At 50.2% G+C, this 23,180-nt stretch carries 19 protein-coding genes; 6 read left to right on the top strand and 13 right to left on the bottom strand.

All coding sequences use genetic code 11. From position 1 onward, the window contains the following. Nucleotides 1–190 precede the first annotated feature (190 nt). The 4 genes from trxB to fusA all read left to right on the top strand — a co-directional run bounded on the left by trxB (nucleotide 191) and on the right by fusA (nucleotide 4,719). Nucleotides 191–1,147, top strand: a complete 957-nt coding sequence (gene trxB, locus HAV38_RS04260) for a thioredoxin-disulfide reductase (RefSeq protein WP_168052694.1) — start codon at nucleotides 191–193, stop codon at nucleotides 1,145–1,147. A gap of 149 nt (nucleotides 1,148–1,296) precedes the next feature. Next, nucleotides 1,297–1,482, top strand: a complete 186-nt coding sequence (locus tag HAV38_RS04255; RefSeq protein ID WP_168052693.1) for a hypothetical protein — start codon at nucleotides 1,297–1,299, stop codon at nucleotides 1,480–1,482. A gap of 36 nt (nucleotides 1,483–1,518) precedes the next feature. Next, on the top strand, nucleotides 1,519–2,199 hold the full coding sequence (locus tag HAV38_RS04250; protein ID WP_168052692.1) for a Smr/MutS family protein: 681 nt from the start codon (nucleotides 1,519–1,521) through the stop codon (nucleotides 2,197–2,199). 420 nt (nucleotides 2,200–2,619) lie between these two features. Continuing rightward, the gene (gene fusA, locus HAV38_RS04245; RefSeq protein ID WP_168052691.1) at nucleotides 2,620–4,719 is read left to right on the top strand and encodes an elongation factor G; all 2,100 of its coding nucleotides are present in this window, start codon (nucleotides 2,620–2,622) and stop codon (nucleotides 4,717–4,719) included. Between the two features lie 200 nt (nucleotides 4,720–4,919). Here the strand turns inward: fusA and HAV38_RS04240 are convergent, their stop codons facing one another. The 12 genes from HAV38_RS04240 to HAV38_RS04185 form a co-directional block, all read right to left on the bottom strand. Then, nucleotides 4,920–5,477, bottom strand: coding sequence for an NADPH-dependent FMN reductase (locus HAV38_RS04240; protein ID WP_168052690.1), 558 nt, complete (start codon nucleotides 5,475–5,477; stop codon nucleotides 4,920–4,922). 218 nt (nucleotides 5,478–5,695) lie between these two features. Next, nucleotides 5,696–6,805 carry an ABC transporter ATP-binding protein gene (locus HAV38_RS04235; protein WP_168052689.1) on the bottom strand — a complete coding sequence of 370 codons (1,110 nt, stop codon included), beginning with the start codon at nucleotides 6,803–6,805 and terminating at the stop codon, nucleotides 5,696–5,698. Nucleotides 6,806–6,883: 78 nt separating this feature from the next. Continuing rightward, nucleotides 6,884–7,759: a carbohydrate ABC transporter permease gene (locus HAV38_RS04230; protein ID WP_168052688.1), complete on the bottom strand. Its 876-nt coding sequence runs from the start codon at nucleotides 7,757–7,759 to the stop codon at nucleotides 6,884–6,886. Then, nucleotides 7,756–8,676, bottom strand: coding sequence for a carbohydrate ABC transporter permease (locus HAV38_RS04225; RefSeq protein WP_168052687.1), 921 nt, complete (start codon nucleotides 8,674–8,676; stop codon nucleotides 7,756–7,758). Before HAV38_RS04225 ends, HAV38_RS04230 begins: the two co-directional genes overlap by 4 nt. Further along, complete coding sequence (locus tag HAV38_RS04220) at nucleotides 8,673–9,965, bottom strand: ABC transporter substrate-binding protein (RefSeq protein WP_168052686.1); 1,293 nt, start codon at nucleotides 9,963–9,965, stop codon at nucleotides 8,673–8,675. The genes HAV38_RS04225 and HAV38_RS04220 overlap by 4 nt, the downstream gene beginning before the upstream one ends. A 44-nt stretch (nucleotides 9,966–10,009) precedes the next feature. Then, nucleotides 10,010–11,224: a tetratricopeptide repeat protein gene (locus HAV38_RS04215; RefSeq protein ID WP_168052685.1), complete on the bottom strand. Its 1,215-nt coding sequence runs from the start codon at nucleotides 11,222–11,224 to the stop codon at nucleotides 10,010–10,012. Between the two features lie 78 nt (nucleotides 11,225–11,302). Further along, entirely contained in the window at nucleotides 11,303–11,734 is a 432-nt protein-coding gene (locus HAV38_RS04210) for an ExbD/TolR family protein (RefSeq protein WP_184013368.1), read from the bottom strand. A 32-nt stretch (nucleotides 11,735–11,766) separates the two neighbouring features. Beyond that, the gene (locus HAV38_RS04205) at nucleotides 11,767–12,198 is read right to left on the bottom strand and encodes an ExbD/TolR family protein (protein ID WP_168052684.1); all 432 of its coding nucleotides are present in this window, start codon (nucleotides 12,196–12,198) and stop codon (nucleotides 11,767–11,769) included. Between the two features lie 3 nt (nucleotides 12,199–12,201). Next, complete coding sequence (locus tag HAV38_RS04200; RefSeq protein WP_168052683.1) at nucleotides 12,202–13,095, bottom strand: MotA/TolQ/ExbB proton channel family protein; 894 nt, start codon at nucleotides 13,093–13,095, stop codon at nucleotides 12,202–12,204. A 56-nt stretch (nucleotides 13,096–13,151) separates the two neighbouring features. Next, complete coding sequence (locus tag HAV38_RS04195; RefSeq protein WP_168052682.1) at nucleotides 13,152–13,826, bottom strand: energy transducer TonB; 675 nt, start codon at nucleotides 13,824–13,826, stop codon at nucleotides 13,152–13,154. Between the two features lie 37 nt (nucleotides 13,827–13,863). Continuing rightward, a complete protein-coding gene (locus HAV38_RS04190) occupies nucleotides 13,864–15,756 on the bottom strand; it encodes an alpha-amylase family glycosyl hydrolase (RefSeq protein WP_245182186.1) in 1,893 nt (630 codons plus the stop codon). A gap of 165 nt (nucleotides 15,757–15,921) precedes the next feature. After that, on the bottom strand, nucleotides 15,922–18,279 hold the full coding sequence (locus tag HAV38_RS04185) for a TonB-dependent receptor (RefSeq protein WP_168052681.1): 2,358 nt from the start codon (nucleotides 18,277–18,279) through the stop codon (nucleotides 15,922–15,924). Nucleotides 18,280–19,147: 868 nt separating this feature from the next. Here HAV38_RS04185 and HAV38_RS04180 point away from each other — a divergent pair. Continuing rightward, on the top strand, nucleotides 19,148–20,155 hold the full coding sequence (locus tag HAV38_RS04180; protein WP_168052680.1) for a LacI family DNA-binding transcriptional regulator: 1,008 nt from the start codon (nucleotides 19,148–19,150) through the stop codon (nucleotides 20,153–20,155). Nucleotides 20,156–20,339: 184 nt separating this feature from the next. Here HAV38_RS04180 and HAV38_RS04175 read toward each other — a convergent pair whose 3' ends face one another. Beyond that, nucleotides 20,340–21,575 carry an AI-2E family transporter gene (locus HAV38_RS04175; RefSeq protein ID WP_168052679.1) on the bottom strand — a complete coding sequence of 412 codons (1,236 nt, stop codon included), beginning with the start codon at nucleotides 21,573–21,575 and terminating at the stop codon, nucleotides 20,340–20,342. 314 nt (nucleotides 21,576–21,889) lie between these two features. Between HAV38_RS04175 and HAV38_RS04170 the strand changes: the two genes are divergently transcribed. Next, nucleotides 21,890–23,170, top strand: a complete 1,281-nt coding sequence (locus HAV38_RS04170) for an FAD-dependent oxidoreductase (protein WP_168052677.1) — start codon at nucleotides 21,890–21,892, stop codon at nucleotides 23,168–23,170. The last annotated feature ends 10 nt before the right edge of the window (nucleotides 23,171–23,180 follow it).

Genomic DNA, 23,180 nt, shown 5'->3' with positions numbered 1-23,180 from the left:
TATGCTGTAAGACAACTATCGTCAGGTAGCGGTCTTCACAACTTGATATCTGGCATCAAGAACACCATATTAGAGAACAAAGATCTTTTTTGCCGATACTTTTTACCCTATACAGATGTCCACAACCTAATTTGTGCGCAGGCGCGCACTTTCATCCCTTGCCCCTGCCACGCCCAACTGAGAATAATTCATGACTATCGAAAAAACCATCAAGCACGCCAAAGTAATGATTCTTGGCTCCGGCCCAGCCGGCTACAGCGCCGCTGTGTATGCTGCGCGGGCCAATCTGAATCCCGTGCTGATTACCGGCATTGAGCAAGGCGGTCAACTGATGACGACAACCGATGTAGAAAACTGGCCCGGCGACCATGGCGGCGTTCAGGGGCCGGAATTGATGCAGCGTTTGTTAAAGCATGCCGAAGAATTCAACACAGAAATTATTTTTGACCATATCCACACCACTAAGTTATCAGAAAAGCCATTCCGCCTGATCGGAGACTCCGCCGAATATACGTGCGACGCGTTGATCATCGCCACCGGCGCATCGGCGCAATATCTGGGCCTTCCGTCTGAAGAAGCATTCATGGGCAAAGGCGTATCTGCCTGCGCCACCTGCGACGGTTTTTTCTACAAGGGTCAGGAAGTCGCAGTCGTTGGCGGTGGCAATACCGCGGTTGAAGAGGCACTGTATCTATCCAACATCGCAACCAAAGTCACACTGGTTCACCGTCGTGAAAAATTTCGCGCTGAGCCAATTTTGATCGACCGCTTGATGGCAAAGGTAGCCGAAGGCAAGATTGCGATCCAATATAACCATACCTTGGAAGAAGTTACCGGCGATACCAGTGGGGTCACCGGCATGAATATCAAATCAACCGTCGATGGCAAGGTCACATCGATTAACTTGCATGGCGTGTTTATCGCCATCGGCCACAAACCGAACACCAGCATTTTTGAAGGCCAGTTGACTATGCACAACGGTTATATCAAAACCAAAACCGGTTTGGAAGGCATGGCAACAGCGACCAGCATCCCCGGCGTATTCGCCGCGGGCGACGTGCAAGATCACATTTACCGTCAGGCAATCACCAGCGCCGGTACCGGCTGCATGGCCGCACTGGATGCGCAACGCTTCTTGGAAGAATAATTGAGCGTGCCGTCGCCGTTTTAGGTGACGGCGCTGTTCGATGAAGGCGATTATATGGCCCTCGACATCACTCACTTAATCGCCTGATCGTCATTAACGATGATGAACACTTGCAGGTATCAACCTCGTACTATGTGAAGGAAAGTGCCATGACCGCCCCGCTTAAAGATTTCACCGATCTAAAATCCCTTCAGCAAAAGTTGAAGGCGCAGGAAGAGGTTCGCATAGCCGAAGCCGCGGAACGCAAGCAGCGCGCCGAACAAGCAGACCGAGATGCCAACGTTTTCCGCAAGAGTGTCGGCAACATACAGCCTCTTACTTCTAAAAATAAATAAATCCTTTCCATTATTATCACCCGTTGAAACGACCATATGTCTGGCCCGATCAAAGATTTCCGCGCACTGAAACCGTTGCGCAAAGCATTAATGGTTCAGCGCGAAGCCCGTCTGGTTGCCGCTGCGGAACGTCTGCGCCTTACACAACAGGCAGAACGTGATAGTGAGAAATTTAGTCAAAAAATCGGTCCCGTGTTTCCCCTAAAATTGTCCGATACCCTTCCGCCCCATCAGTTTCATCCTAAACCGCTTCCACGAACAATTCAGAAAATGTTGGCCTTAGACGTAAGCGCTGACCATGCGACCATTCTGCAAGCATCGCTTTCGGACCAATTCAGTATTGAAAACTTGCTAGATAGTGAAGAATATTTACGCTTCGCACGCAATGGCGTTGGCGCCGATGTACTGACTAAATTACACCGTGGTCATTGGGCAATTCGCCAACAAGTTGATTTACACGGTTTGCGTGTAGATCAAGCCCGCGACACACTGGCAGAGTTTTTGCAAGTTGCGCAAAGACGTGGATGGCGCTGCGTCAGTATTATTCATGGCAAGGGATTTGGCTCGGTAAATCAGGTCCCCGTGCTAAAAGGCAAAGTACGCGACTGGCTGGTGCAGATTGAAGGCGTGGTCGCTTTCTGTCAGGCTAGCGAGGCCGAGGGCGGATCAGGCGCGTTAGTCGTCTTGCTGAAGTCCCGAACACGCCCGGATAATTAATCTCCGTTCTGATTTATACCGCCACGTTCGAAGGCATTCGGATTTTGGAGATAGCTTTGATCCAGCCCTTAAGAAAATGGGAAAGGATCAAAAGCGCCGCGCCAAACAATAAAAGACGGCCCCTATTGTTTGCAAACGAACGCGCCCCATATCTATAGGGCGGGCCACTTAAAAAATAAAAAAATGATAACCTAGTCGAATAATCAGTCCGACTGTATGTTCCGTCTTCGAGGAATTGGTATGCGTACCTATGACAAGTTGATTGCTGTAATTCGTGTTGGTCAAAGGAGCGGTAGCTTGCGCCCGCCTTTGACCGTGACGTTAACGATGGTGTAACCGCACCGTCCGGCAAGTTCTGCTTATCCATATCGTACAAAGACACCCGGATAATCCGGGCCAATTACCTGATAAGGCACTGTCATGACACGCAAAACACCGATTGAACGCTATAGAAATATCGGCATCAGCGCGCATATAGATGCGGGCAAAACAACCACCACAGAACGCATTCTGTTCTACACCGGCGTCAAGCATAAAATTGGCGAGGTCCACGATGGTGCTGCCACCATGGACTGGATGGAACAAGAACAAGAGCGCGGCATCACCATCACCTCCGCCGCAACCACGGCCTTCTGGAAAGGCATGGCCGGCAACTTTGCGGAGCATCGCATCAATATCATCGATACGCCTGGCCACGTCGATTTCACGATTGAAGTCGAGCGCTCAATGCGCGTCCTTGACGGTGTTGTGATGGTTTATGATGCAGTCGGCGGCGTACAACCACAATCCGAAACCGTCTGGCGTCAGGCCAACAAATATGGCGTGCCCCGGGTTGCCTTCATTAACAAGATGGATCGGGTGGGTGCGGATTTTTTTCGCGTTTATCAACAGATCAAGGATCGACTCAAAGGCAATCCTGTGCCGATTCAGATTCCAGTCGGTGCCGAGGATCACTTTCAGGGTGTAATTGATCTCGTTAAAATGAAAGCCATTATCTGGGATGAAGAAAGCCAGGGCGTAATATTTGAATACCGCGAGATTCCGGACGCGCTGCTTGCAACTGCGCAAGAATGGCACGACAAGATGGTGGAGCAAGCTGCCGAAGCAACCGATGCACTCACGGAAAAATATCTTGGCGGCGGACAACTCTCCGAAGCCGAGATCATCGACGGACTGCGACTGCGCACAGTTGCCAACCAGATCGTCCCGATGCTCTGCGGCAGCGCGTTTAAAAACAAAGGCGTGCAGGCATTACTGGATGCGGTGGTTGACTACCTGCCCTCTCCGTTAGATGTTCCGGCGATCCTCGGTCACGACGAAAATGATGAGCAGATTGAACGCCATCCGGCAGATAACGAGCCGTTCTCGGCGCTCGCCTTCAAGATCATGACCGATCCTTTTGTGGGCCAACTGACTTTTTTCCGGGTCTATTCGGGCGTCGTTAATTCTGGCGATTCGGTGTATATCCCGGTCAAGGGCAAGAAGGAAAGACTAGGACGCATTTTACAAATGCATGCTAACGAGCGCAAAGAAATCAAGGAAGTCTACGCGGGCGATATCGCCGCTGCGGTCGGGCTAAAAGACGTGACAACTGGTGACACGCTGTCCGATCCTGATCACGTGATTATTCTGGAACGGATGATTTTTCCGGAGCCGGTGATTTCACAGGCGGTGGAACCGAAAACCAAGCCCGATCAGGAAAAGATGGGGCTGGCCTTAAATCGCCTGGCGCAAGAAGACCCGTCGTTCCGGGTGCATACAGATGAAGAATCCGGACAAACGATTATCTCCGGCATGGGCGAGTTGCATCTGGAAATTCTGGTCGACCGCATGCGGCGTGAGTTTGGGGTGGAAGCCACGGTTGGCAAGCCGCAAGTAGCGTATCGCGAAACCATTCATTCCACCGTCTCGGATATAGAAGGCAAGTTCGTCAAGCAGTCCGGCGGTCGTGGGCAATATGGTCACGTGGTGCTGAAACTGGAACCGCTGGCACCGGGAAAAGGTTATGAATTTGTCGATGCGATTAAAGGTGGTGTGGTGCCGCGCGAGTACATACCAGCGGTGGATAAAGGCATTCAGGAGACGCTTAAAAGTGGTGTCTTAGCCGGTTATCCAGTGGTGGACGTACGGGCAACGCTGACATTTGGGTCCTATCACGATGTAGACTCAAATGAAAATGCATTCCGGATGGCGGGATCCATTGCGTTCAAGGAAGGCATGCGGCGGGCAAATCCGATCTTGTTAGAGCCCATGATGATGGTTGAGGTAGAGACGCCCGAAGACTTTATGGGCAATGTCATGGGCGATCTGTCGTCGCGGCGCGGCATGGTACAGGGCACCGATGATATCGCGGGCGGTGGCGGCAAAACCATCCGTGCCGAGGTACCGTTGGCGGAAATGTTTGGCTACTCTACGACACTGCGCTCACTCAGTCAGGGACGCGCAACTTACACGATGGAGTTCAAGCATTATGCAGCGGTGCCGAAGCATATTTTAGATCAGGTCAAGGTGACTAAATAATACGGTTATTGATCTGCGGTTTAGCGCATTGTTGATCGCGAGACTGCCCTACCTCAGGCTAAATCGCCGCTACCGGTGTAAGCAAAGCTGTATAAAAATGCCGTAGGACATCGAATGATGTCCTACGGCATTTTCACATCCGGTTGTGGTCGCCCGCATCGTTTAGTAGAACTAAATCGTGTACGCGCAACCAACAATTATTACTTCAGTTTTAAGGTCCAGTCCTGCAACGCCGCTAACGTTTTTCCTATGAATTCACGCGTTGGTTCATGGGTCAGGTTACCGGCGCTATCAAAGCGATCAGCTGCGCCGCCGATCATGACTTCTGGCTTATTCAATACCTTTAAATCTAGAAACACAGCGATCTGACGCAAGTGATATTGCGCGCGCGCGGTGCCGATTACGCCTGGGCTAGCGCCCATGATTGCCGCCGGTTTGCCAGCAAACGGTTGCTCTGGTGGACGCGAGGCCCAATCGATGGCATTTTTTAATACACCGGGGACGGAGTAATTGTACTCCGGCGTCACAAAAAGAATCGCGTCGGCATCCCGAATTTGCGCCCGAAAACGGACTACCGATTCGGGCAGGCCGTGTGCATGAACATCTTCGTTATACAGGGGAATGTCTGAAATATCGGCAGCAATAATACTCACGCCTTCGGGTGCAAGTTCGATGGCCGCCCGTAACGCCGCGGTATTAAACGAGCCTTTACGCAGACTGCCTGAAATGCCCAATATTTTGATCGCAGGTTTATCCATTTTTAACTCCTTTAAATAATTCATCAACGTCAGACTGACCATATCAGGATTTACGTAAAGCCGCCTCGGGACACCTAAAAACGCGATCAGTCGTTGCCGATAAGCATGATGACCAAAATATTCCGATATTGGAAACGAGGGGAACTGAGAATCCAGTACACCTCTCAACTGCCTTTCCACGCAACGCCGAGCCTAAACTTTTGGCTACTTTGATACCGTCAGACAAAGCTCAGGCTGCTGCCTGCTTCATTAAACAGGTGGCATGAACCCGCTTTGGGACGCACGCAAAGCTTCTTTCCTACGCACCATTCAAAATCCGTCTCCTGGACCTTAATAGACAAAGACTTTTCTACCCCGGGCAGCCGCGCATAGATCATCAACGTGTCACCAAGATGTTCAACTAATTCAACTTCAACCGGTAATCCATCGCCCGCAGGCGCAATCTCAAAGCTCTCCGGCCTAATCCCAACCGTCACGCTACCGCTTGCCAATGCTGCTGCGTGTGCAACGACGGCAGTAGTTCCTTCTAGTATGATGGTACCGCTTTCACCTATGCGCAAAACCAACTGCTCGCCATCCCCGCGACTGATTGTACACGGCAGAAAATTCATCATCGGCGATCCGAGAAATCCAGCAACAAACGTATTTATCGGCTGTCGATACAAGTCCATAGGCGGACCAACCTGTTCTATCTTTCCCTTGTTGAATACCGCGATGCGATCGCCCATCGTCATTGCCTCGGTCTGATCATGGGTAACGTAAATCATGGTGGTACCCAGCTCTTTATGCAGCTTCGATAGTTCCACCCGCATTTGCACCCTCAACGCGGCATCAAGGTTAGATAATGGCTCGTCAAACAAAAACACTTTCGGCTTGCGCACAATTGCGCGGCCGATTGCGACACGCTGGCGCTGCCCACCGGAGAGCGCTTTCGGCTTGCGATCAAGTAAATGAGTGATATGCAGAATATCGGCGGCGCGTCCAACTGCATCCTTCACCGCCTGCTTGGAGGAACCAGAAATTTTCAGCCCAAAGCCCATGTTGTCGAATACCGTCATATGCGGATACAGCGCATAACTCTGAAACACCATCGCCACGCCTCGGTCAACTGGGGAAATCTGATTGCTGAGCTGGTCGCCTATGTATAGTTCACCCCCGGTTATATCTTCGAGTCCGGCAATCATGCGCATCATAGTAGTTTTACCGCAGCCAGACGGCCCGACAAAGACCATAAACTCGCCATCCCTGATGTTCAGATCAATACCATGAATGATGTTGTTGATCCCATCGTAATTTTTTGCAATTGCTCGCAAACTCACGCTAGCCATTTAACTACCTCTATAAATTGATCCGGCGACACCAGCCAGAAATATGTGGGAACGTCCCAATGTCATCCTGAGGACTTATCAGCCCTTGATTCCGCTCGAAATGGTGCTTTGTACAAACCAGCGTTGAAACACGATGAATACCAGTAAAGTGGGCAAAGTAGCCATGACCGCAAATGCCATCACATCTCCCCAGTGGCGTGGAAACTGACCAAAAAATGTCTGCATCGCCAGTGGCAACGTGGCAAATTTATCGCCCCGCACCACCATCACAGGCCACAGCAAATCCCCCCAACGTGCCAGAAACTGGAGGATGGCAACCGTCGCAATGACTGGTTTCGACAATGGCAGAACAATGCTCCAGTAGATGCGGAAGCGTCCGGCACCATCCATCAGGGCAGCTTCTTCTAAATCTTTGGGTAGCGCGATAAAAAACTGATAGAACAGATAAATCGAAAATGCATGCGCGATGAATGGAATAATCTGGACCTGATACGAATCCAGCCAGCCATCCGCGCCCCCGAACCAGGGCAAGTTATTGACCAACAGTAGCAAGGGCACCGCAATTGCTTCGAAAGGAATGATGATCAGCGCAACCACCAACGCCAGTAAAAATTCACGTCCAAAAAAACGGAAACGCGCCAACGCGTAAGCCAGCATACTGTTCACAAGTACCCCCATCACAACGGTACTACTGACGATCATCAACGTATTAATAAATGCATGCAGATAATCAGTACGGGCCAGAACGTCACGAAAATTATCAAGTGAGATTTTTCCATACGGAACGAAAGCCAATATCCCTGACATGTCACTTAACAACTGAGTTTCATCCGTCTTTAAGGCAGAAACAAACATGAAAAGTAAGGGAATAAAAAAGAATATTGCTAGCATTGTCAGCATGCCGTAATGTGTCCAGCGACCTGCCCCAGGCTTGGAATTAACATTTAGCTTCATTGAACTTGCCTTTCTTCTTTCAGCAAAAACCGTTGCAGAATTGAAATCAGCAAAACAATCATGAAAAAAATCACTGAAAGTGCCGATGCGTAACCCAGCTTTCCGTTGCGAAATCCTTCCTGTACCATCAACATCACTACTGTACGGAATGAGTCGAGGGGCGCCACCGATCCGCTATTTGCGATGATTTGTACTTGGGTAAACAGTTGAAATGCATAGATCGTTGTCGTGAGCAGCACAAAAATGGTGGTATTGCGCAGCAGCGGTAAGGTAATGTAAAAAAACTGATGCCAGCGCGATGCGCCATCAAGCATTGCCGCCTCATACAAATCAACCGGGATCGCCTGTAAGCCGGCCAGAAACACCAGCATCTGAAATCCAACACCCTGCCAGATCGACATCAACATTACCGCTGGCAGTACTAGCATCGGATTACGCAGCCAGTCTTGCGGACCGATCAAATCAAAGCTGACGAACGCAAGAAAGTGATTAATCAGTCCCTGATCCGGGCTGTACATCAAGGACCAGATTACTGCTACCACCGCCATCGTGGTGGCAACCGGCATAAAGTATATGGTGCGAAAAAATTTTATGCCGCGTGCGTGCTTGTTGACCAGCAGTGCCAGAAACAATGCAAATGCTGACTGTAACGGTGCCACGAGAACCACGAAGAGAAAGTTATTTCTCAAGGCTGCGTAAAAACTGTCATCGTCGAATAAGCGCAAATAGTTACGCATGCCGATGAATTCGGTCGCCATCTGATCGTTCGCAATCAGGCGCTGATCGGTAAATGAAAAACCGAACGCCAGCAAAAACGGTGCTAATAAAAATAACGAAAGAAGAATCAGCGCCGGCGCGGCAAAAGCATAGGCGGTCAATGACTCACGTTTGTAGCGGTTGTAGTTTGGTGTACTCATGGCCTGACCGGGTAGCCCCTGTTATCTTCGATGTTTTGATCAATTTTCTTGACCGCTTTATCAAGCTCTTTTTTGACATTAGCACCGGCAACAATATTATTGACGGACTCATAAAATGCCGTGGTGATGGCAGGATAGGCTGGCGTTTGCGGTCTGATTACTGCTACTCCTCCGGAAAGTTGATCCAGATAGACCCTCAGCGGTCCGCCGTTGACAAAATCAGGCGATGCCGGTATTGCAGAAACGAGTCCCGGCACTGCGCCATTGGCCGCTGCAACGCGCAATACTTCCTGCTTCGACATCAGGTGTGCTAACAGCTTCGCAGCTGCTTGCGGCTGCTTGCAATTTGATGAAATACCCCAGTTCCAGGAACCGGCTCCCGTGACCGCTTTACCACCAAAACGCGGCATCGGGATCAATACCAGATCACTACCGAGGGCTTTTTTATAACCGCTGTAGGTCCAGTGACCAACGTACGACAAGGCAGATTTACCTTGCGTAAAATCATTGTCACTTTTGGCAGACGGATTAACATAACCTTGCCTGACCCACCTTTGCACCATCTGTAATGCCTTGACCGAACCGGGATTATTCAATACGCCGTCGGCTGACTGATAGGTCTTCCGATTGATCAGATCGCCACCGAAACTTTGAATTATTGGCGTGAAACTATAGGTGATCCATTCGCCAATACCGTAGTTGAATTTCATATCAAGCGGGTAAGCGACGCCGTCATTCTTTAGTTTCTTCAGTACATCCTCAAACTCTGGACCAGTCCAGGCATCTTCCACTGACGCAGGAATTCTGACTCCCGCTTTTTGCAACATTTTGAGGTTGCCCCATATCGCGAGGCCTGAGTCAAATTGCCCAACGCTATACAACTTGCCGTTGTAGGTACCCTGTTGGACCAACGTTTTGAGCATCGTATTTTTTAAATCGTTGATAGCTGGAAACTGGTCGAGCGCAATAATCTTGCCGCTCCACGCATAGTTATACAAACTAGGACCATCAAAGTCGAGAACGCAGGGCAGCTTTCTGGCCAGCGTGGCGGCGTTCACCTGATCGCTGTAACTGCCTTCCGGCAATGCAATGAACTCAACCTGAACATCCGTGTGGGCAGCATTGAAGGCCGCCACTGCTGCGCGGTAGACGTCACGTTCCGGGCCGGGCCCTGCATGGGCCCACATCGATACGATGATCTGGGCTTGCGTGCTGGCCGATAGCGCGGTGCACAACGCTAATGTTGCTGCGACCGTGATTTTTCTTATTGGTAATCGTATAAATCGCATTCTTGTCTCCTTCACGCTTTTCCCCCTAAACCGCGATTAAGTACTTAATTAAGATAAGTCCATAACCGCGCCAGATCAGCTGTTCCGTCAGTCCCTTGCACAGCCTTTAGAATCTGCACCGCCCGGGCCTTTTTTCCGGCCTCAATATAGACTTGTCCTAAACGAAGTTTGCCGTCCTCAGGACGCTTAAGTCCGCCTTTAGCGAGACCTTGTTCCATCATCGCGATGGCTTTATCAAACTGATTATGCGTCGCATAGTTATAGCCAATATTCACCAGCGCGATTCCCTCTTTTGCGTTCGTTGCCTGGCTATCACCTTGACCCATAGCCTTTACATCTTCTTCAAACTTTGTATTCACCATGTCGCGCAAACGCTTGTGGCGGTCAGCTTCAGCGCCGGATCCTAAGACACCGGACGAGAAACCAAGATCAATCACTTTTTTTGCTTCGGCCGGATAACCTGCCTGCAACGCCATTTGTGCCATTTCCATAAAATGGTTCGGCACGCTCATGTTGCCAGTAGCCATTTGCAAGCGGTAGACATCAAGCGACAAGCGCTCAGAAAATCCTGGCTTCGCCTCAATCCGCACAATCAGATCAGCCCAGTATTCTTTTTTTGGATAATGCGCCACCAGCCGCTCCAACACACCAATATAGCCAGCATCATCTTTAATTTGTTGATAGCTACTGCCCAAGAGCCGCAGCCGATCCTCAGCAGGCACGCGTGCCGCCTTATCGTCAGCCTGAAACTCTGCGCTAAGACCTTTTGCTGCAGCGCTGTAATCGCCGCTCAGATATTGCGATTGGATCAGCAATGCATGCATAGTTGCATTGCTGCCGTCGTCCTTCAAATAACGCTGCGTCCAGATCACAGTTTTCCGGTAATCTTTATTCCGATAATAATTACCGGCCATCGCTTCCATCAACTTTAATTGTTCCGCCACCGGCAAGCGTCCGCTACCAATGACGGTATCGAAAGCCTTGGCAGCAACGTCCGCATCTCCGGCAGCAGAAGCCGCGGAACCACGCATGCGCTCCGTAATAAAAATTTCGTAAGGGGTTTTGCCTTCAATCGCATCAAGCTCGGCTACCTTGGCTAAGGCCTCCTTATATTTCTTATTCTTCATCAGCTCTTGCGCTGACTGCAAAGGCTTACTGACTTCAGGACGCAAGCTATCGGATTCTGCGCTGGCATTGCCAACGCTTAACGTTAACGCCACCAATAGTATGCTAATGGCAAAGGTTCGGGTAGGGCTCATGACTATTGCCTCCATGTATGGAATCAAAAAGGCGGCGTAGGCCGCCTTCTCTTTTGCTCGCTCTGCTAGTTCTGCTGCTTATTTAATAAACTGCTCGTTACCAACCATACCGATTTTTGTAACGCCTAACCGCTGCGCCGATGCCATTACCGCTGCGACTGATTTATAGGGCACCAGCTTATTCGGCCGCAGATGGACTTCTGGCTGCGTTGGAATTAACGCTACCGCACGCAATTTGCTTTCCAACGCGGCGCGATCAGCAACGATCTGACCGTCCCACAACAACGTTCCGTCAAAATCAATATCAATCGTCACTACTACTGGCGGCGCACTCACCGCCGTCGCGGCATTGACCGGCAAATTCAGACTGACCGAATGATTCTGAATCGGAATCGTAATGATCAGCATGATGATGAGAACCAGCATGACGTCGATCAACGGTGTCATGTTCATCTCCATCATCGGCTCGGGGTCGGCAGAGCTGCTGCCGGAACCTAGATTCATACCCATCAATTACTCCCTTTAATAGTTCAACAGCAAGATTAACCGCCGCGTGCAGGCGGTTCTGTAATAAAGCCAACCTTGGCAATCCCGGCTCGCTGTGCAGTCAGAATCACTTTACCGATGAACTCGTAGCGCGCATCTTGATCGCCCCGAATATGCAGCTCTGGTTGCGGCACCATCACCGCAACGACTTTCAGCTTGGCCAATAGCGCAGTGGTGTCAGGCACTAACTGTTCATTCCAGTACATGTCGCCATCTTTATTTACCGCAAGATTGATATTTTCAGGCTTGGTCTGGTAAGGGCGGTTGATTTCGGCAGGCAGCTTTACTGGCACCGTGTGCGTCACCACTGGAATAGTGATCAGAAAAATAATCAGCAGTACCAGCATCACATCTACCAACGGTGTGGTATTGATTGCCGCAATTACTTCGTCTTCATCGCCGTCGGAAGAGCCGAGAGACATTGCCATGGCTTATCCCGTCTTTTTCAAATTCGCGCCACGACCGGCTTGACTGGAAGACATTACGCCGCTCAGCAAGACAGCGTGCAGGTCAGCGCTAAAGGCGCGGATATCTTCCATTGCTGCTTTATTGCGGCGTACCAGCCAGTTGTAGCCAAGCACCGCCGGTACAGCGACTGCCAAACCGATTGCCGTCATGATCAGCGCTTCGCCAACCGGACCAGCAACTTTGTCGATGGAGGCCTGACCTGCGATGCCGATTGCGGTGAGTGCGTGGTAGATACCCCAGACCGTACCGAACAAGCCAACGAAAGGTGCCGTCGAGCCGACCGTTGCCAACACCGCTAAACCATCTTGTAAGCGCGTTTGGACTTTTTCCGTTGAGCGCTGGATCGACATCGTGATCCAGGTATTGAAATCGATGCGCTCAAGTAAAGCACCGTCGTGATGCTCAGTCGATTTAATTCCAATTTCAGCGATGTAACGAAATGCACTGCCTGCTTTTAAATTATTGGTAGCGGCTTGCACCGAAGTACTGCTCCAGAATTTACTGCGTACCTCGCGCGCTTGTGCCGTCATGCGATATTGGTCAAGCAGTTTGGTGATCGTGACATACCAGCTGCCCATCGACATCAAGACCAATAAAATCAACACACCGCGGGCAATAAAATCACCGCCCTGCCATAACGCATCCAGACCGTAAGGGTTATCAACTACGACCTTTGATGCGGCTTCAGGCTGCGGCGCGGACTCTGCGGCGATCGCAGCAACCGGAGTGGATGCGGTTGCTACACTAACTACTGCAGAGTCAACCGCGAACGCTGGCGTGGTCAGGACTGGCCCCACCGTAGCAACCGAAATTAATACAGCAGAAAGCAATGCGGATAAATGTCTCTTCGTGTTCATATTTTTCTCCAATTAGAATTATTAGGCCGTACCAAGTATTTTTTGAAACTGGTAACTCATTCCAACTTCCAGACATACTGCAATTTTGCCAGGGATTGTTCCGGTTTTCCTTCAAAACTCCCAGGCTTAAACTTGCATAAGCTCAATGCACTACGTGCAGCATTGTCCAGGTTCTTGGACCCGCTAGATTTTTCTATCTTGGAATCAATCACCTGACCATCAACATCCACCAGAAACTGTAAATAAACCGTGCCCGTTTCTTCTGCTAGTAGCGATACACGTGGATACTTCGGCTTATCGCAAGCGCGCGAATCGACCACTGCAGCAATATGCACCGCTGCGACCACCGGGGCCGGAGTCGGTACCGGTCCCGGTGCTACCTCGGCTCGTTGCGCCGTTGGCATGACAGGGCTATCCGGCTTGACTGACGATACTGCTGTAATCGTATTTTGCTGCGGCTGTTGCTGCATCCGTATTTCTGGCGGTGGTATAAACGGCGGCGGCGGCGCTGCAAGTTTCGGCGGTGGCGGCGCTAACGGTTTATCCGGTGGCGGTGGAGGTGGTTTAAATTCATCCACAAGCTTGGTCTCGATCGGCTGCTGGATCACCTCGACTACTTTACGGGCCAGACCTGTAGCCAGCGCATAGACGATAAGAATATGAAATAAGACGACCAGAATGAAGCCGGTATATTTTTTTGCAGGTACTTGTTCAGTGTCTGAAAAATGCATGTTTGTCTCCTTCTTATATGAATATTGCGTCGATTTGTCAGGTCTGGCGCTCAAGCCACATGGTTCCCCAAGGCGGCAACTCAAGCATGTTCGGCACAACCGTTTCTGACAGACAGTCAAACCAGCGAACCGCAGGGCCAGTATTGAAGGAAAGCAGATCCAAGGTTGCTGCATGTTCAGAGAAATTTGATAGCGCGATGAACTGCTCTCCCCTTTTAAGTGCCAGAACTGCTAAATTTCCGGTAGCAATTATCTGCCGGGGGACATCTGCAGCAAGTATGTTCTGGCGCTGGCGCTGATGAATCATACGGCGGAAGGCGCTGAAAACTTTCCCCGTCGTCAGATCGGCCGAGTGACGCTGCTCATAACTCACGTTGTCCCAATGAGGACGTTGTAGCCAGCGACTATCAATGTTGCGCGCGGCCAGACTGGCTTCTGATACGTCGTTTCGAAATGCCATTTCGTCGCCCATATATAGCAGCGGTAATCCACCAAAAGCCAGCGCCAAACCATATAGCAAAATCAAACGTCGTTGCGCAAACTCAACATCGATTTCCGTTCGCGCACGGTCATAGCCAACCAGACTCGATGACATCCCGTTGGTGCCATGCACTGAGAGTCCTGGGCTGGTCTGAAATGCGGTACCACCAGAGAAACTATCAGGATCAGTACCAGCAAAAAACCGCGACACCGTCGCCAGTCGATTGCTATCGTCCCCAATACTGGCAAGCTCAGGACGGAGGACATTCCAGCCGATGTCGTCATGGCAGCGAACATAGGTCAGCCAGGATGCAGGTCCCGGTAAAACTGGCGTTGCCTTAATTACCTCGCACAATAAATCTGTACGTTGTTCTGCGACTGCGGCCCAGCCAGCGGCCATCAAACTGCTGTGGTATGCCAAATGACACTCGCGCCCAAGCCCCTCGTCTGCGCCGAAGTAGGCTGGCAGTTCTTGCATCGGCACAATCGCTTCTGCCTTGAGCAATACGCCGGGCGCGGCTATCTCGGTAATGCAGCGCAATATCTGCAAAATCCAATGCGCTTCCGGCTGGTTCATGCCGTTAGTGCCTTCGCGCTTCCATAGAAAGGCTGTCGAATCAAGCCGAAACACTTCGATACCGCGATTCGCCAGCCCCAATAAGGCGCTGACCATTTCGCCCAATACCTCGGGATTGGTGTAGTTAAGATCCCATTGATAAGGATAAAAAGTCGTCCAGACCCAGGCTTGCATCGCTACCGACCAGGTAAAGTTTCCGGGCGCTGCCTGCGGAAATATCTGCACCAGTGTTTGTTCGAACTGATCCGGGATAATGCGATCTTCAAACAGATAAAAGTAGTCACGCAATCTGGCATCGCCCCCTGCTGCACCCTGCGCCCAAGCGTGATCATCGGCAACATGATTCAATATAAAATCTGAGCACAGGCTAATACCCGCTTTTCGTAGTTGCGCAGTCAGCTCTTCCAGATCCCGCACGGTACCCAGACGCGGTTCGACATCGTCATAACTTGCTACCGCAAAACCGCCATCGTTTTCAATAGCGCGCGCTCGCAAGAACGGCAAAAGATGAAGATAAGTAACCCCAAGTTCCTGTAGATGCGGAATGCGCTGCGTGACACCGCGCAACGTGCCAGAGAAGCGGTCAACATAGGCGCTGTAGCCCAGCATAGTTTGCGTGAGAAACCAGTCAGATGAGTTCGCGCGCTCGGTGTCTTGTGCGCGTAAGGCGACCGAGCGGGCTGCATGCAAAAGCCCCACCGATTCCATCAAATTAGCAAACCATTCTGCAAAATCCGCCCGACTTCCGTATAACTGGGTTAGTCGCTGCAGTAATAACGGAGACTGCTCGGCAAAGCGTTGCGTGGCTTCTGCGTGAAGCGCAACAGGCAATACTGCCAACATGCGGGATAAAGCGGAAGAGGCAATTGTCATAGCAATTATTATTCAGTAGTACGGTGCTACGTTAGAAAGCAACCGCCCTCAGCAATCGCACACAGCGATTAACGGCACCATTACTGGCAAATTGGCGGACCCAAACAGGATAAATAAATTGGATGGAACGCACACTGCCTCCTATCGGAAGCAGTGTGCTATTGCTTAGAACGTGTATTTCAACGAAACCTTGGCGGTACGTCCATTGATGGAGCGGGCCGCGTTGCGGTCATCTTCCATCTCGGTGTAACCAATCGTATTGAACAGATTGTTGACACTCAACGCGATACTTGTTCTTGCATCGAACGCGTAGCTTGTAAACATATTGACCACGGCAAATGCAGGCAAGATTTTGGTGTTCAAATTATCGGCCCAAGACTTGGTGGTACCGATGACACTGGCACCGACGACGGCACTTCCAAAGCTATAAGACGGCGCAACCTGATACACCACGTTAGCCTGGCGGCGTGGCGCGTTGCCAATCGTCATACTGTCGGCAGCAGCGGCACCAACGATTTTGGCGTGGGTGTAGGTAACGCCACTATTGATACGGAAACCACCGATGCGATAGCCTGTTTCGAGCTCAACACCTTTGCCATCGTAGCGATTGGAAGTGAACTTTTGCGTGGTCAGCTCAAAGTTACTTTCATTCGTCTTGGCCTGAAAAAAGGTGACGAAGGTACTAAAGTTGCCTTGTTTCCATTTCAGGCCGGCTTCGTTTTGTTTGACTTGGTTAATCGATACAGGCGTCGTACCATCAAGCGGATTGCCTAACAATATGCGGTCTGCATTGAACGATACGCCATCGCTGACGCGCGCAAATGCAGCAAGATTGCTGGTAATACGATAGTTACCACCAATCGAGTACGACGTATTGCTTTTGCTATAGTTAACGATCTGCGTCGGCGACACTGGATAAACGCCGGTTGGTGCGGTGTTCACATTACCCGATACGGTCTGACGGTCAAAACGTACACCACCATCCAAATTCCACGGCCCGATTTCCAGCCCAGTGTTGAAGTAGGGCGAATTCATTTTGTATTGCAAGTCGTAAGTGCGTTCGCAGCACCCGCCGAATGCAACACCTTGAAAGCCAGTAGTGTTGCTGCCGTTTGCCAGCAGCGCGGGCTGGCTACCGCTAGCTTGCATCAAATAACTGTTGAAATTCCAGGTCGTTCCAACATTTTGATTGCTAGTCGATAAACCGGCTACAGTCGTCAACTTGGCGGCGTCTGTCAGCTGAAACACTTTTGAAACTTTTAGCTCATTGACCGTGTTACCCAAATCATCGAGAGAGGTATTAAAGACGACCGGGTTAAACACCAGCCCGGTGTACGGCTTGCCCTTGTTTGGTCCGGTTGCGTAGGTGGTGCCAGCAGCAGCCGGGGCAACATTATCGGCCGGGAAAATGCCAATAAATCTGCCGCTATTGCTCGATTTGCGGAAGTTTTCACTCACGGTCCATCCGTCACCGACTTTAAACGCACTCTCAAAACCGAATGAATTACTCGTCACGTGCAACCCGTCGTTGACGTTAGTAGCGATCCGGTTACCGTTGCGGTCCAGCACGATATCCTTGATCCAATATGGCGAGTAAAAGCTGGCAGTACGCGGATCAATCCCGGGGATTGTCGAAATGACGCGATTAGCGCTACCCGGCGTACCGCTAAGCATGACGGGGACTGGCAAATCAGTCGGGGTCTTGTCATCAAGATGCTTAAAGCTCAGTCTGATAAAGCCGTTATCAAACTCATGCGTGACATTCGCTCTGATCTGGCCGCCGTCTTCGGTGGTAACACCGGCAGGGCGCGCGCCGTTACCAGTTCGATAGAATCCACCGACAAAAAAGCGCGTCTTGTCCGAAATGGGGGCGCCATAATCGAAATCATAACGCATCTGATCGAAACCCAAACCTTTGGAAACGCCAATGCTGCCGCCTTTTTCCTCGCCAGTTTTGGTAATGAAATTGATAATGCCGCCGGGTGCGTTGGTGCCCAGTACTGAAGACGAGCCACCGCGTACTACTTCAATATGATCCAGGCCGCCGTCAACCCGCATGAATGAATCCGGCGTAGCGAATTGAAGATCGCCATTTTGCAGTATCGGCAAACCGTCTTCCTGGAATTGCACGTAACGTGCACCGCCGGCTGAAATCGGCACGCCGCGCACAGTGACGTTTGCATTGCCTTCGCCGCCCGAAGATTCGGACCGGACACCTGGAATTGAGCGTAATACTTCGGCTGCACTGGTGGGAGCGGCCATCTGGATCTGCTCCGCATCCATCGTGCTGATCGAGACGCTGGCTTTCATTTTAGTTACGCCCATAGGGGTACCTGTGACTACCACCTGCTCCAGATTCACAGCGTTGCCTTTTTCAGCACTCGAAGCGGTGATTTTGGCAGAATCAATGTTATCCAAGGCTAAAGCTGGCTTAACCTCCTGCGCACAAGCCGTTCCCATCTGCAATAACGCGACCGAAACTGCTGCAGCCAGGCGTGTAACTTTTATATAACGTAATTTCATAGTCCCCTCTTTTTTAATTTGACTTCCCAAGTGAAGCCAAAATTTATTGTTGGTTTTTTAAGCGCAATTGCAGCGTGTGTTTAAAAAAAATGCCAACACTACTTCTAGTGTTGGCGAATTGTAAATGCTTTTAAAATTCTTTGCAATCGATTGTATTAACTTATAATTCTAACTGTAAAAAATATTTTTCTTTAAATCAACATCCGAAATGATGAATTTTCACGCGCAATTTAACTAAATAAAGCGGGGTCCGAATTTAGATTATATTGAATAAAATCAGTATATTTCACCAAATTAACAACAATTAATGGCATATGTAGCTATTTATCTTCGTAAAATGGACAGATCACGTTGACGCTCCAAGGCGAATGTTCCCGGTAGCCGTATCAAAAATATCGAGTAGTAAGAAAAGAGCATTTTAATGCAAACGTTTGCATATAAATTTGTTTTTTGACTTGGTAGTTACCAGATAGTCAGTTCTTGGGCGGGGTTAGTTTCCTAAAATTAACTTTTCAGTGTAGGCTATCGCTTTTTACAATGGTATTTGGAGCCATTTTGACAATTGTTAAAATACAAATAAAATAGGCTATTAATGAGAGTTAAAGTGAGAGGTCACAGCAGTGCATGACTGTCGACTGTTTTACTTGATTTAAAAGCCAACGTTTTGGAAAATTATTAATGTCAGCTGCGTACCAGGCTTCAGCCTAACAATTTGGCCATCTTTGTTTTGAACTTACCAAGAGTGCAAATCGAAGATATTAAGAAAATTTAAACTGGCTATAACCAAAATGTGGATGTGATGGTAGACAAAAAAAAACAAGAATTGGAAGGCCAGCGAACTTCAGTTACTGAGCGTCGGCGTCTGCAAATGGTTGATATAGCCCGCTTGGCGGGCGTATCCACCTCGACCGTATCGCGGGCGCTAAATCAAAGTTCTCTGGTCAATGAAGAAACTCGGATTCGAATCGCTGAGTTGGCACGGTCACTGAATTATTCAATCAATATCGGTGCGAAAAATTTGCGGCTTGGACAGAATCGGACAGTTGCTGTTGTGGTGCCGTATGACGCGCAAACCCAACAACATTTATCCGATCCGTTTTTTTTGAGTATGCTTGGCAGTCTGGCCGACGCACTCACGGAGCAAGGTTTGGACATGCTGCTCTCGCGCATTGATGCCGAGCGGTTGGATACGGCGGCCCACTTTTACGATGCCGGACGCGCGATTGGAATCATCCTGATCGGGCAATGGCGCCACCATGACCAGCTCAATGAATTAGCCTCGCGCAGGGTTCCGGTGGTTGTATGGGGTGCCCAATTACCACAACAACTATACTGCACGGTAGGTAGCGATAACGTACACGGCGGTTTTTTGGCGACAGAACATTTGCTTGCGCTTGGACGACGCAAAATCGTATTTTTTGGCGATACGAATTTGCCAGAAGTGGCGCAGCGGTTTGAGGGATATCGAAACGCATTAGCTCAGAACAATATGGAATTCGATCCTCTATTATGTGTTCCCGTTTCCTTTATTGCTGAAAGCGCCAAGGAGGCAGTGCATGATTTGTGTCGACGCAACGTTGCATTCGATGCTATTTTTGCCTGTAGCGATTTGCTCGCGATGATGGCCATAAATACCCTGCGCGAACACAATCTGCATGTACCCCAGGACGTGGCCGTGGTTGGCTACGATGATATCGAACTGGCTCGTTATTTTCATCCGCCACTAACAACTATTGGTCAACCGATTCAGAGTGCCGGACACGCGTTAGTGAATTCTCTTTTATCTCAAATCAATGGTGACCGCGTTAAGCCACAGTTTTTACCAACCCAACTTATAGTTCGGGCCACGAGTAAGCGGACCGCCCTGCCCGATTAATATAACCGCACCGCAGATGCGCCGGTCACATGGCGCGGACTCAGAGACAACCAAAATTTATTGTATTGAATAGGAGGATTGGGCGCCTTTTTGTTAATTTCGGCATGTTGAGAGTCTTAAGTATAGTTGCGGATTTGTCCTATTATCGCTACCTGACGAACGCGCCCTTGCTCTTGCAATGCACTTATTCACCCAATAATTCCGCTATTGGCGCCATGCCTTCAATGTGCTCCGCTATCACCTTGATAATCACCACAATCGGAATCCCTACTAGTAGTCCCGCCATTCCCCATAGCCAGCCCCAAAATAGCAGTGCAACAAACACCGCAGATGGATTCATTTTGGCGATTCTCCCAGTCATCCAGGTGGTGACGAAGGTGCCGACGATCGCTGCGATTGTCAAAGAGACACCCGCGAGCAGGAACATCATGGAAAAGGTACCGAACTGCATGAATGCAGCAACACCCGTTACAATCGCAAATAACAGTGAACCAAAATAGGGAATGATATGAAGAAAGCCCCCTGCCACCGCCCACGCACCGGCGTTTTCTAACCCAATAATACGGAATGACAGCCACATTAGAAACGCCAGCAGGATATTGGTGACCAGCAACATAAACATATAATTTTGAATGGACGTATTGATTTCATCCAAAATTTGTACGGTCACTTTTTTATGGCTTAACGATGGCCCCGTTAATTTTACCAATTTACGTTTGAACGTATCCCCTGATTGCAACAAGAAAAATACCAGAAACAATACCACTAGCGCCTCTCCCAAAACGCCTATGGCGCCAAGCGAACCAGCCAGCAGCCATTCACTGAGTTTAGAGACAGAGGTGGAGGAGTCATGTATTTGCGATTGATTACCGGCAGCTTTCGCAAGCTCATTGGCCGCAGCCTGCATTTGCTGGATGGTGGTGGGATGACCCCCTCGCAACTTTGCGAGTCCTCGGGATAATTTGTGAGAGGCTTCGGGCAATTGTTCTACGATTGATTGAAACTCCCCGCGTAACGCGTCAGTGACCAGCGCGCCACCGCCCAGTATCGCCAGCATCACAATACTGGTGGCGACTAATCGCGGTAATTTTATGCGCTGCAACCACCCGACGACCGGGTTGAGAGTGTATGCGATAAAAATACCAAAGACCACCGGCGCTAAAAATTTTTGCGCCCATTGCAGCGCGAAGATAAACACGAACGTCGCAATAATCGTCAACGCCGCACCGCGGGCGTCCACGTGGATCCTGGTGGGGACTGACTCACGCGCTATTGTCGGGCCGAGCACACGCAACGGTTCGCCCGGCGTTTTGGTGGGCGACTCACCGCTGTCATCGGGCGCAGATGAAATAAGTACATCGCCCGTAGCAGGGACAACGTTGGCAGGTAGTTCTGCCGGAGCAATGTTCTTTTTATACATATAAATGGCTATATCAGATCGTCGTTCTTAGGTTGCACAGGGACATCCATGATCCCTGAATATATCTCGCACATATAGATATTATCCTGCCTCGGCGGGGGATGTTTCGCGTTTCGCGTCCAACCACACATTTTTTTTGTGGACAGCACTTGCCGGGCAGCAAATATAGTTTGGGAATCCAAAATTATTATCAATTCAGGGTATGATTCCTGTCGCCTTCTCTGGAGCAGTTCGCTTACCGCGTTGTGCGTAAAGAGAAAGCACTACGGTCGGTGGGTCGTTGTTAAATGCAGCTGGATTAATTGAGTCACATAGTGAAAGATCAAGATTTACTAAAACCCGCACAAAAGCAAATTGTTGTCATCGGCGGTGGCATTATCGGTATCTCGACCGCCTATTTTTTAGCACAAGCCGGGCATCAGGTCGCACTAATAGAACAACGCCGCAACGTCGCAGAAGTTTCTACGCTAGGGAACTCGGGGATGTTGGCAACAGCTTCCAGTACGCCATGGGCGGTCAATGGCATGAGACGGCGCGTATTTTCCGGATTGTTCAGTCAGGAGGCGCCGACGATACTAAATGCCCGACTTAGCCCTTCACTCTGGCGCTGGATGCTGCGCTGGACATCTACCCCAGAATTGCAACGATATCAATTGCACAGCGAGCGGATGCGGCGCCTTGCATCCTATAGCCAGGCTATTCTTCTTGAGATGCAGCAATACTATCGACTTGATTTTGAACAAACCACGGGACTGCTACAACTATTTCGTACCCAAAAAGAACTTGCCGCCACTGCCCCGCTCCAAGCCTTATTAGCCGAACGAAATATTGCACACCAGTTGCTGGACGGTGCCGCAGCGCAAGCCCTGGAGCCCGCGCTGCATACCGCACGCAGTGTTGCTGGTGGGCTATACTTTCCGGAGTTGGCGTCGGGCAATTGTACGCTTTTCACCAAACAATTAAAGTCCATCGCGCAAGCTAGCGGGGTGCAATTTCATTTAGATGTCAGGGTTGATGCGATTGATTCGCATGATGTCCGGGTAGCGTTAAAGATCGGCGCCGACGTTTTGCATGCCGACACTGTGGTGGTCGCGGCGGGAACCGGTAGCGCACCCTTGCTACGCAACATCGGACTGAACGTTCCGCTGCAGGCAGTCAAAACTTATACCGTCACCGCAGCAATCAAAAATCACGATGTCGCGCCGAAATTTGCATTGCAGGATGACGCGTATAAAGTGACGATGGCGCGCCTCGGCGAAAGAATCCGCGTTGCTGGCGTTGCGGAACTGGGTGCGCGCGATACCGAATTTGACGACAAAGCCCTTCGTACATTATTGAAGGTCACGCAAGACTGGTACCCGGATGCCGCTAACTATCACAACGCCCAAATGTGGACCGGTAATATTCCGATGCTGTCGGACGAAGTGCCGTTAATCGGCCCCACCCGCGCCAGTAACGTCTACATCAATGTGGGGCACGGCGGAAGTGGCTGGAGCATGGCATTGGGAGCGGCTAAAATTGTCGCCGATCAAATTTCAGGCAAACTACCGGAAATAGACATCGAAGGCCTGACGCTGGCACGATATCTACGTTAGCCGAAAGTAG

It is taken from the genome of Glaciimonas immobilis (assembly GCF_011947285.1).
In the GTDB taxonomy this organism is placed as follows: domain Bacteria; phylum Pseudomonadota; class Gammaproteobacteria; order Burkholderiales; family Burkholderiaceae_D; genus Glaciimonas; species Glaciimonas immobilis.
This window is presented reverse-complemented; position numbering and strand designations above follow the sequence as displayed.

Coding starts and splice junctions, on each gene's coding strand:
- trxB (WP_168052694.1), top strand. CDS start 191: ATGACTATCGAAAAAACCATCAAGCACGCCAAAGTAATGATTCTTGGC.
- HAV38_RS04255 (WP_168052693.1), top strand. CDS start 1,297: ATGACCGCCCCGCTTAAAGATTTCACCGATCTAAAATCCCTTCAGCAA.
- HAV38_RS04250 (WP_168052692.1), top strand. CDS start 1,519: ATGTCTGGCCCGATCAAAGATTTCCGCGCACTGAAACCGTTGCGCAAA.
- fusA (WP_168052691.1), top strand. CDS start 2,620: ATGACACGCAAAACACCGATTGAACGCTATAGAAATATCGGCATCAGC.
- HAV38_RS04240 (WP_168052690.1), bottom strand. CDS start 5,477: ATGGATAAACCTGCGATCAAAATATTGGGCATTTCAGGCAGTCTGCGT.
- HAV38_RS04235 (WP_168052689.1), bottom strand. CDS start 6,805: ATGGCTAGCGTGAGTTTGCGAGCAATTGCAAAAAATTACGATGGGATC.
- HAV38_RS04230 (WP_168052688.1), bottom strand. CDS start 7,759: ATGAAGCTAAATGTTAATTCCAAGCCTGGGGCAGGTCGCTGGACACAT.
- HAV38_RS04225 (WP_168052687.1), bottom strand. CDS start 8,676: ATGAGTACACCAAACTACAACCGCTACAAACGTGAGTCATTGACCGCC.
- HAV38_RS04220 (WP_168052686.1), bottom strand. CDS start 9,965: ATGCGATTTATACGATTACCAATAAGAAAAATCACGGTCGCAGCAACA.
- HAV38_RS04215 (WP_168052685.1), bottom strand. CDS start 11,224: ATGAGCCCTACCCGAACCTTTGCCATTAGCATACTATTGGTGGCGTTA.
- HAV38_RS04210 (WP_184013368.1), bottom strand. CDS start 11,734: ATGGGTATGAATCTAGGTTCCGGCAGCAGCTCTGCCGACCCCGAGCCG.
- HAV38_RS04205 (WP_168052684.1), bottom strand. CDS start 12,198: ATGGCAATGTCTCTCGGCTCTTCCGACGGCGATGAAGACGAAGTAATT.
- HAV38_RS04200 (WP_168052683.1), bottom strand. CDS start 13,095: ATGAACACGAAGAGACATTTATCCGCATTGCTTTCTGCTGTATTAATT.
- HAV38_RS04195 (WP_168052682.1), bottom strand. CDS start 13,826: ATGCATTTTTCAGACACTGAACAAGTACCTGCAAAAAAATATACCGGC.
- HAV38_RS04190 (WP_245182186.1), bottom strand. CDS start 15,756: ATGACAATTGCCTCTTCCGCTTTATCCCGCATGTTGGCAGTATTGCCT.
- HAV38_RS04185 (WP_168052681.1), bottom strand. CDS start 18,279: ATGAAATTACGTTATATAAAAGTTACACGCCTGGCTGCAGCAGTTTCG.
- HAV38_RS04180 (WP_168052680.1), top strand. CDS start 19,148: ATGGTTGATATAGCCCGCTTGGCGGGCGTATCCACCTCGACCGTATCG.
- HAV38_RS04175 (WP_168052679.1), bottom strand. CDS start 21,575: ATGTATAAAAAGAACATTGCTCCGGCAGAACTACCTGCCAACGTTGTC.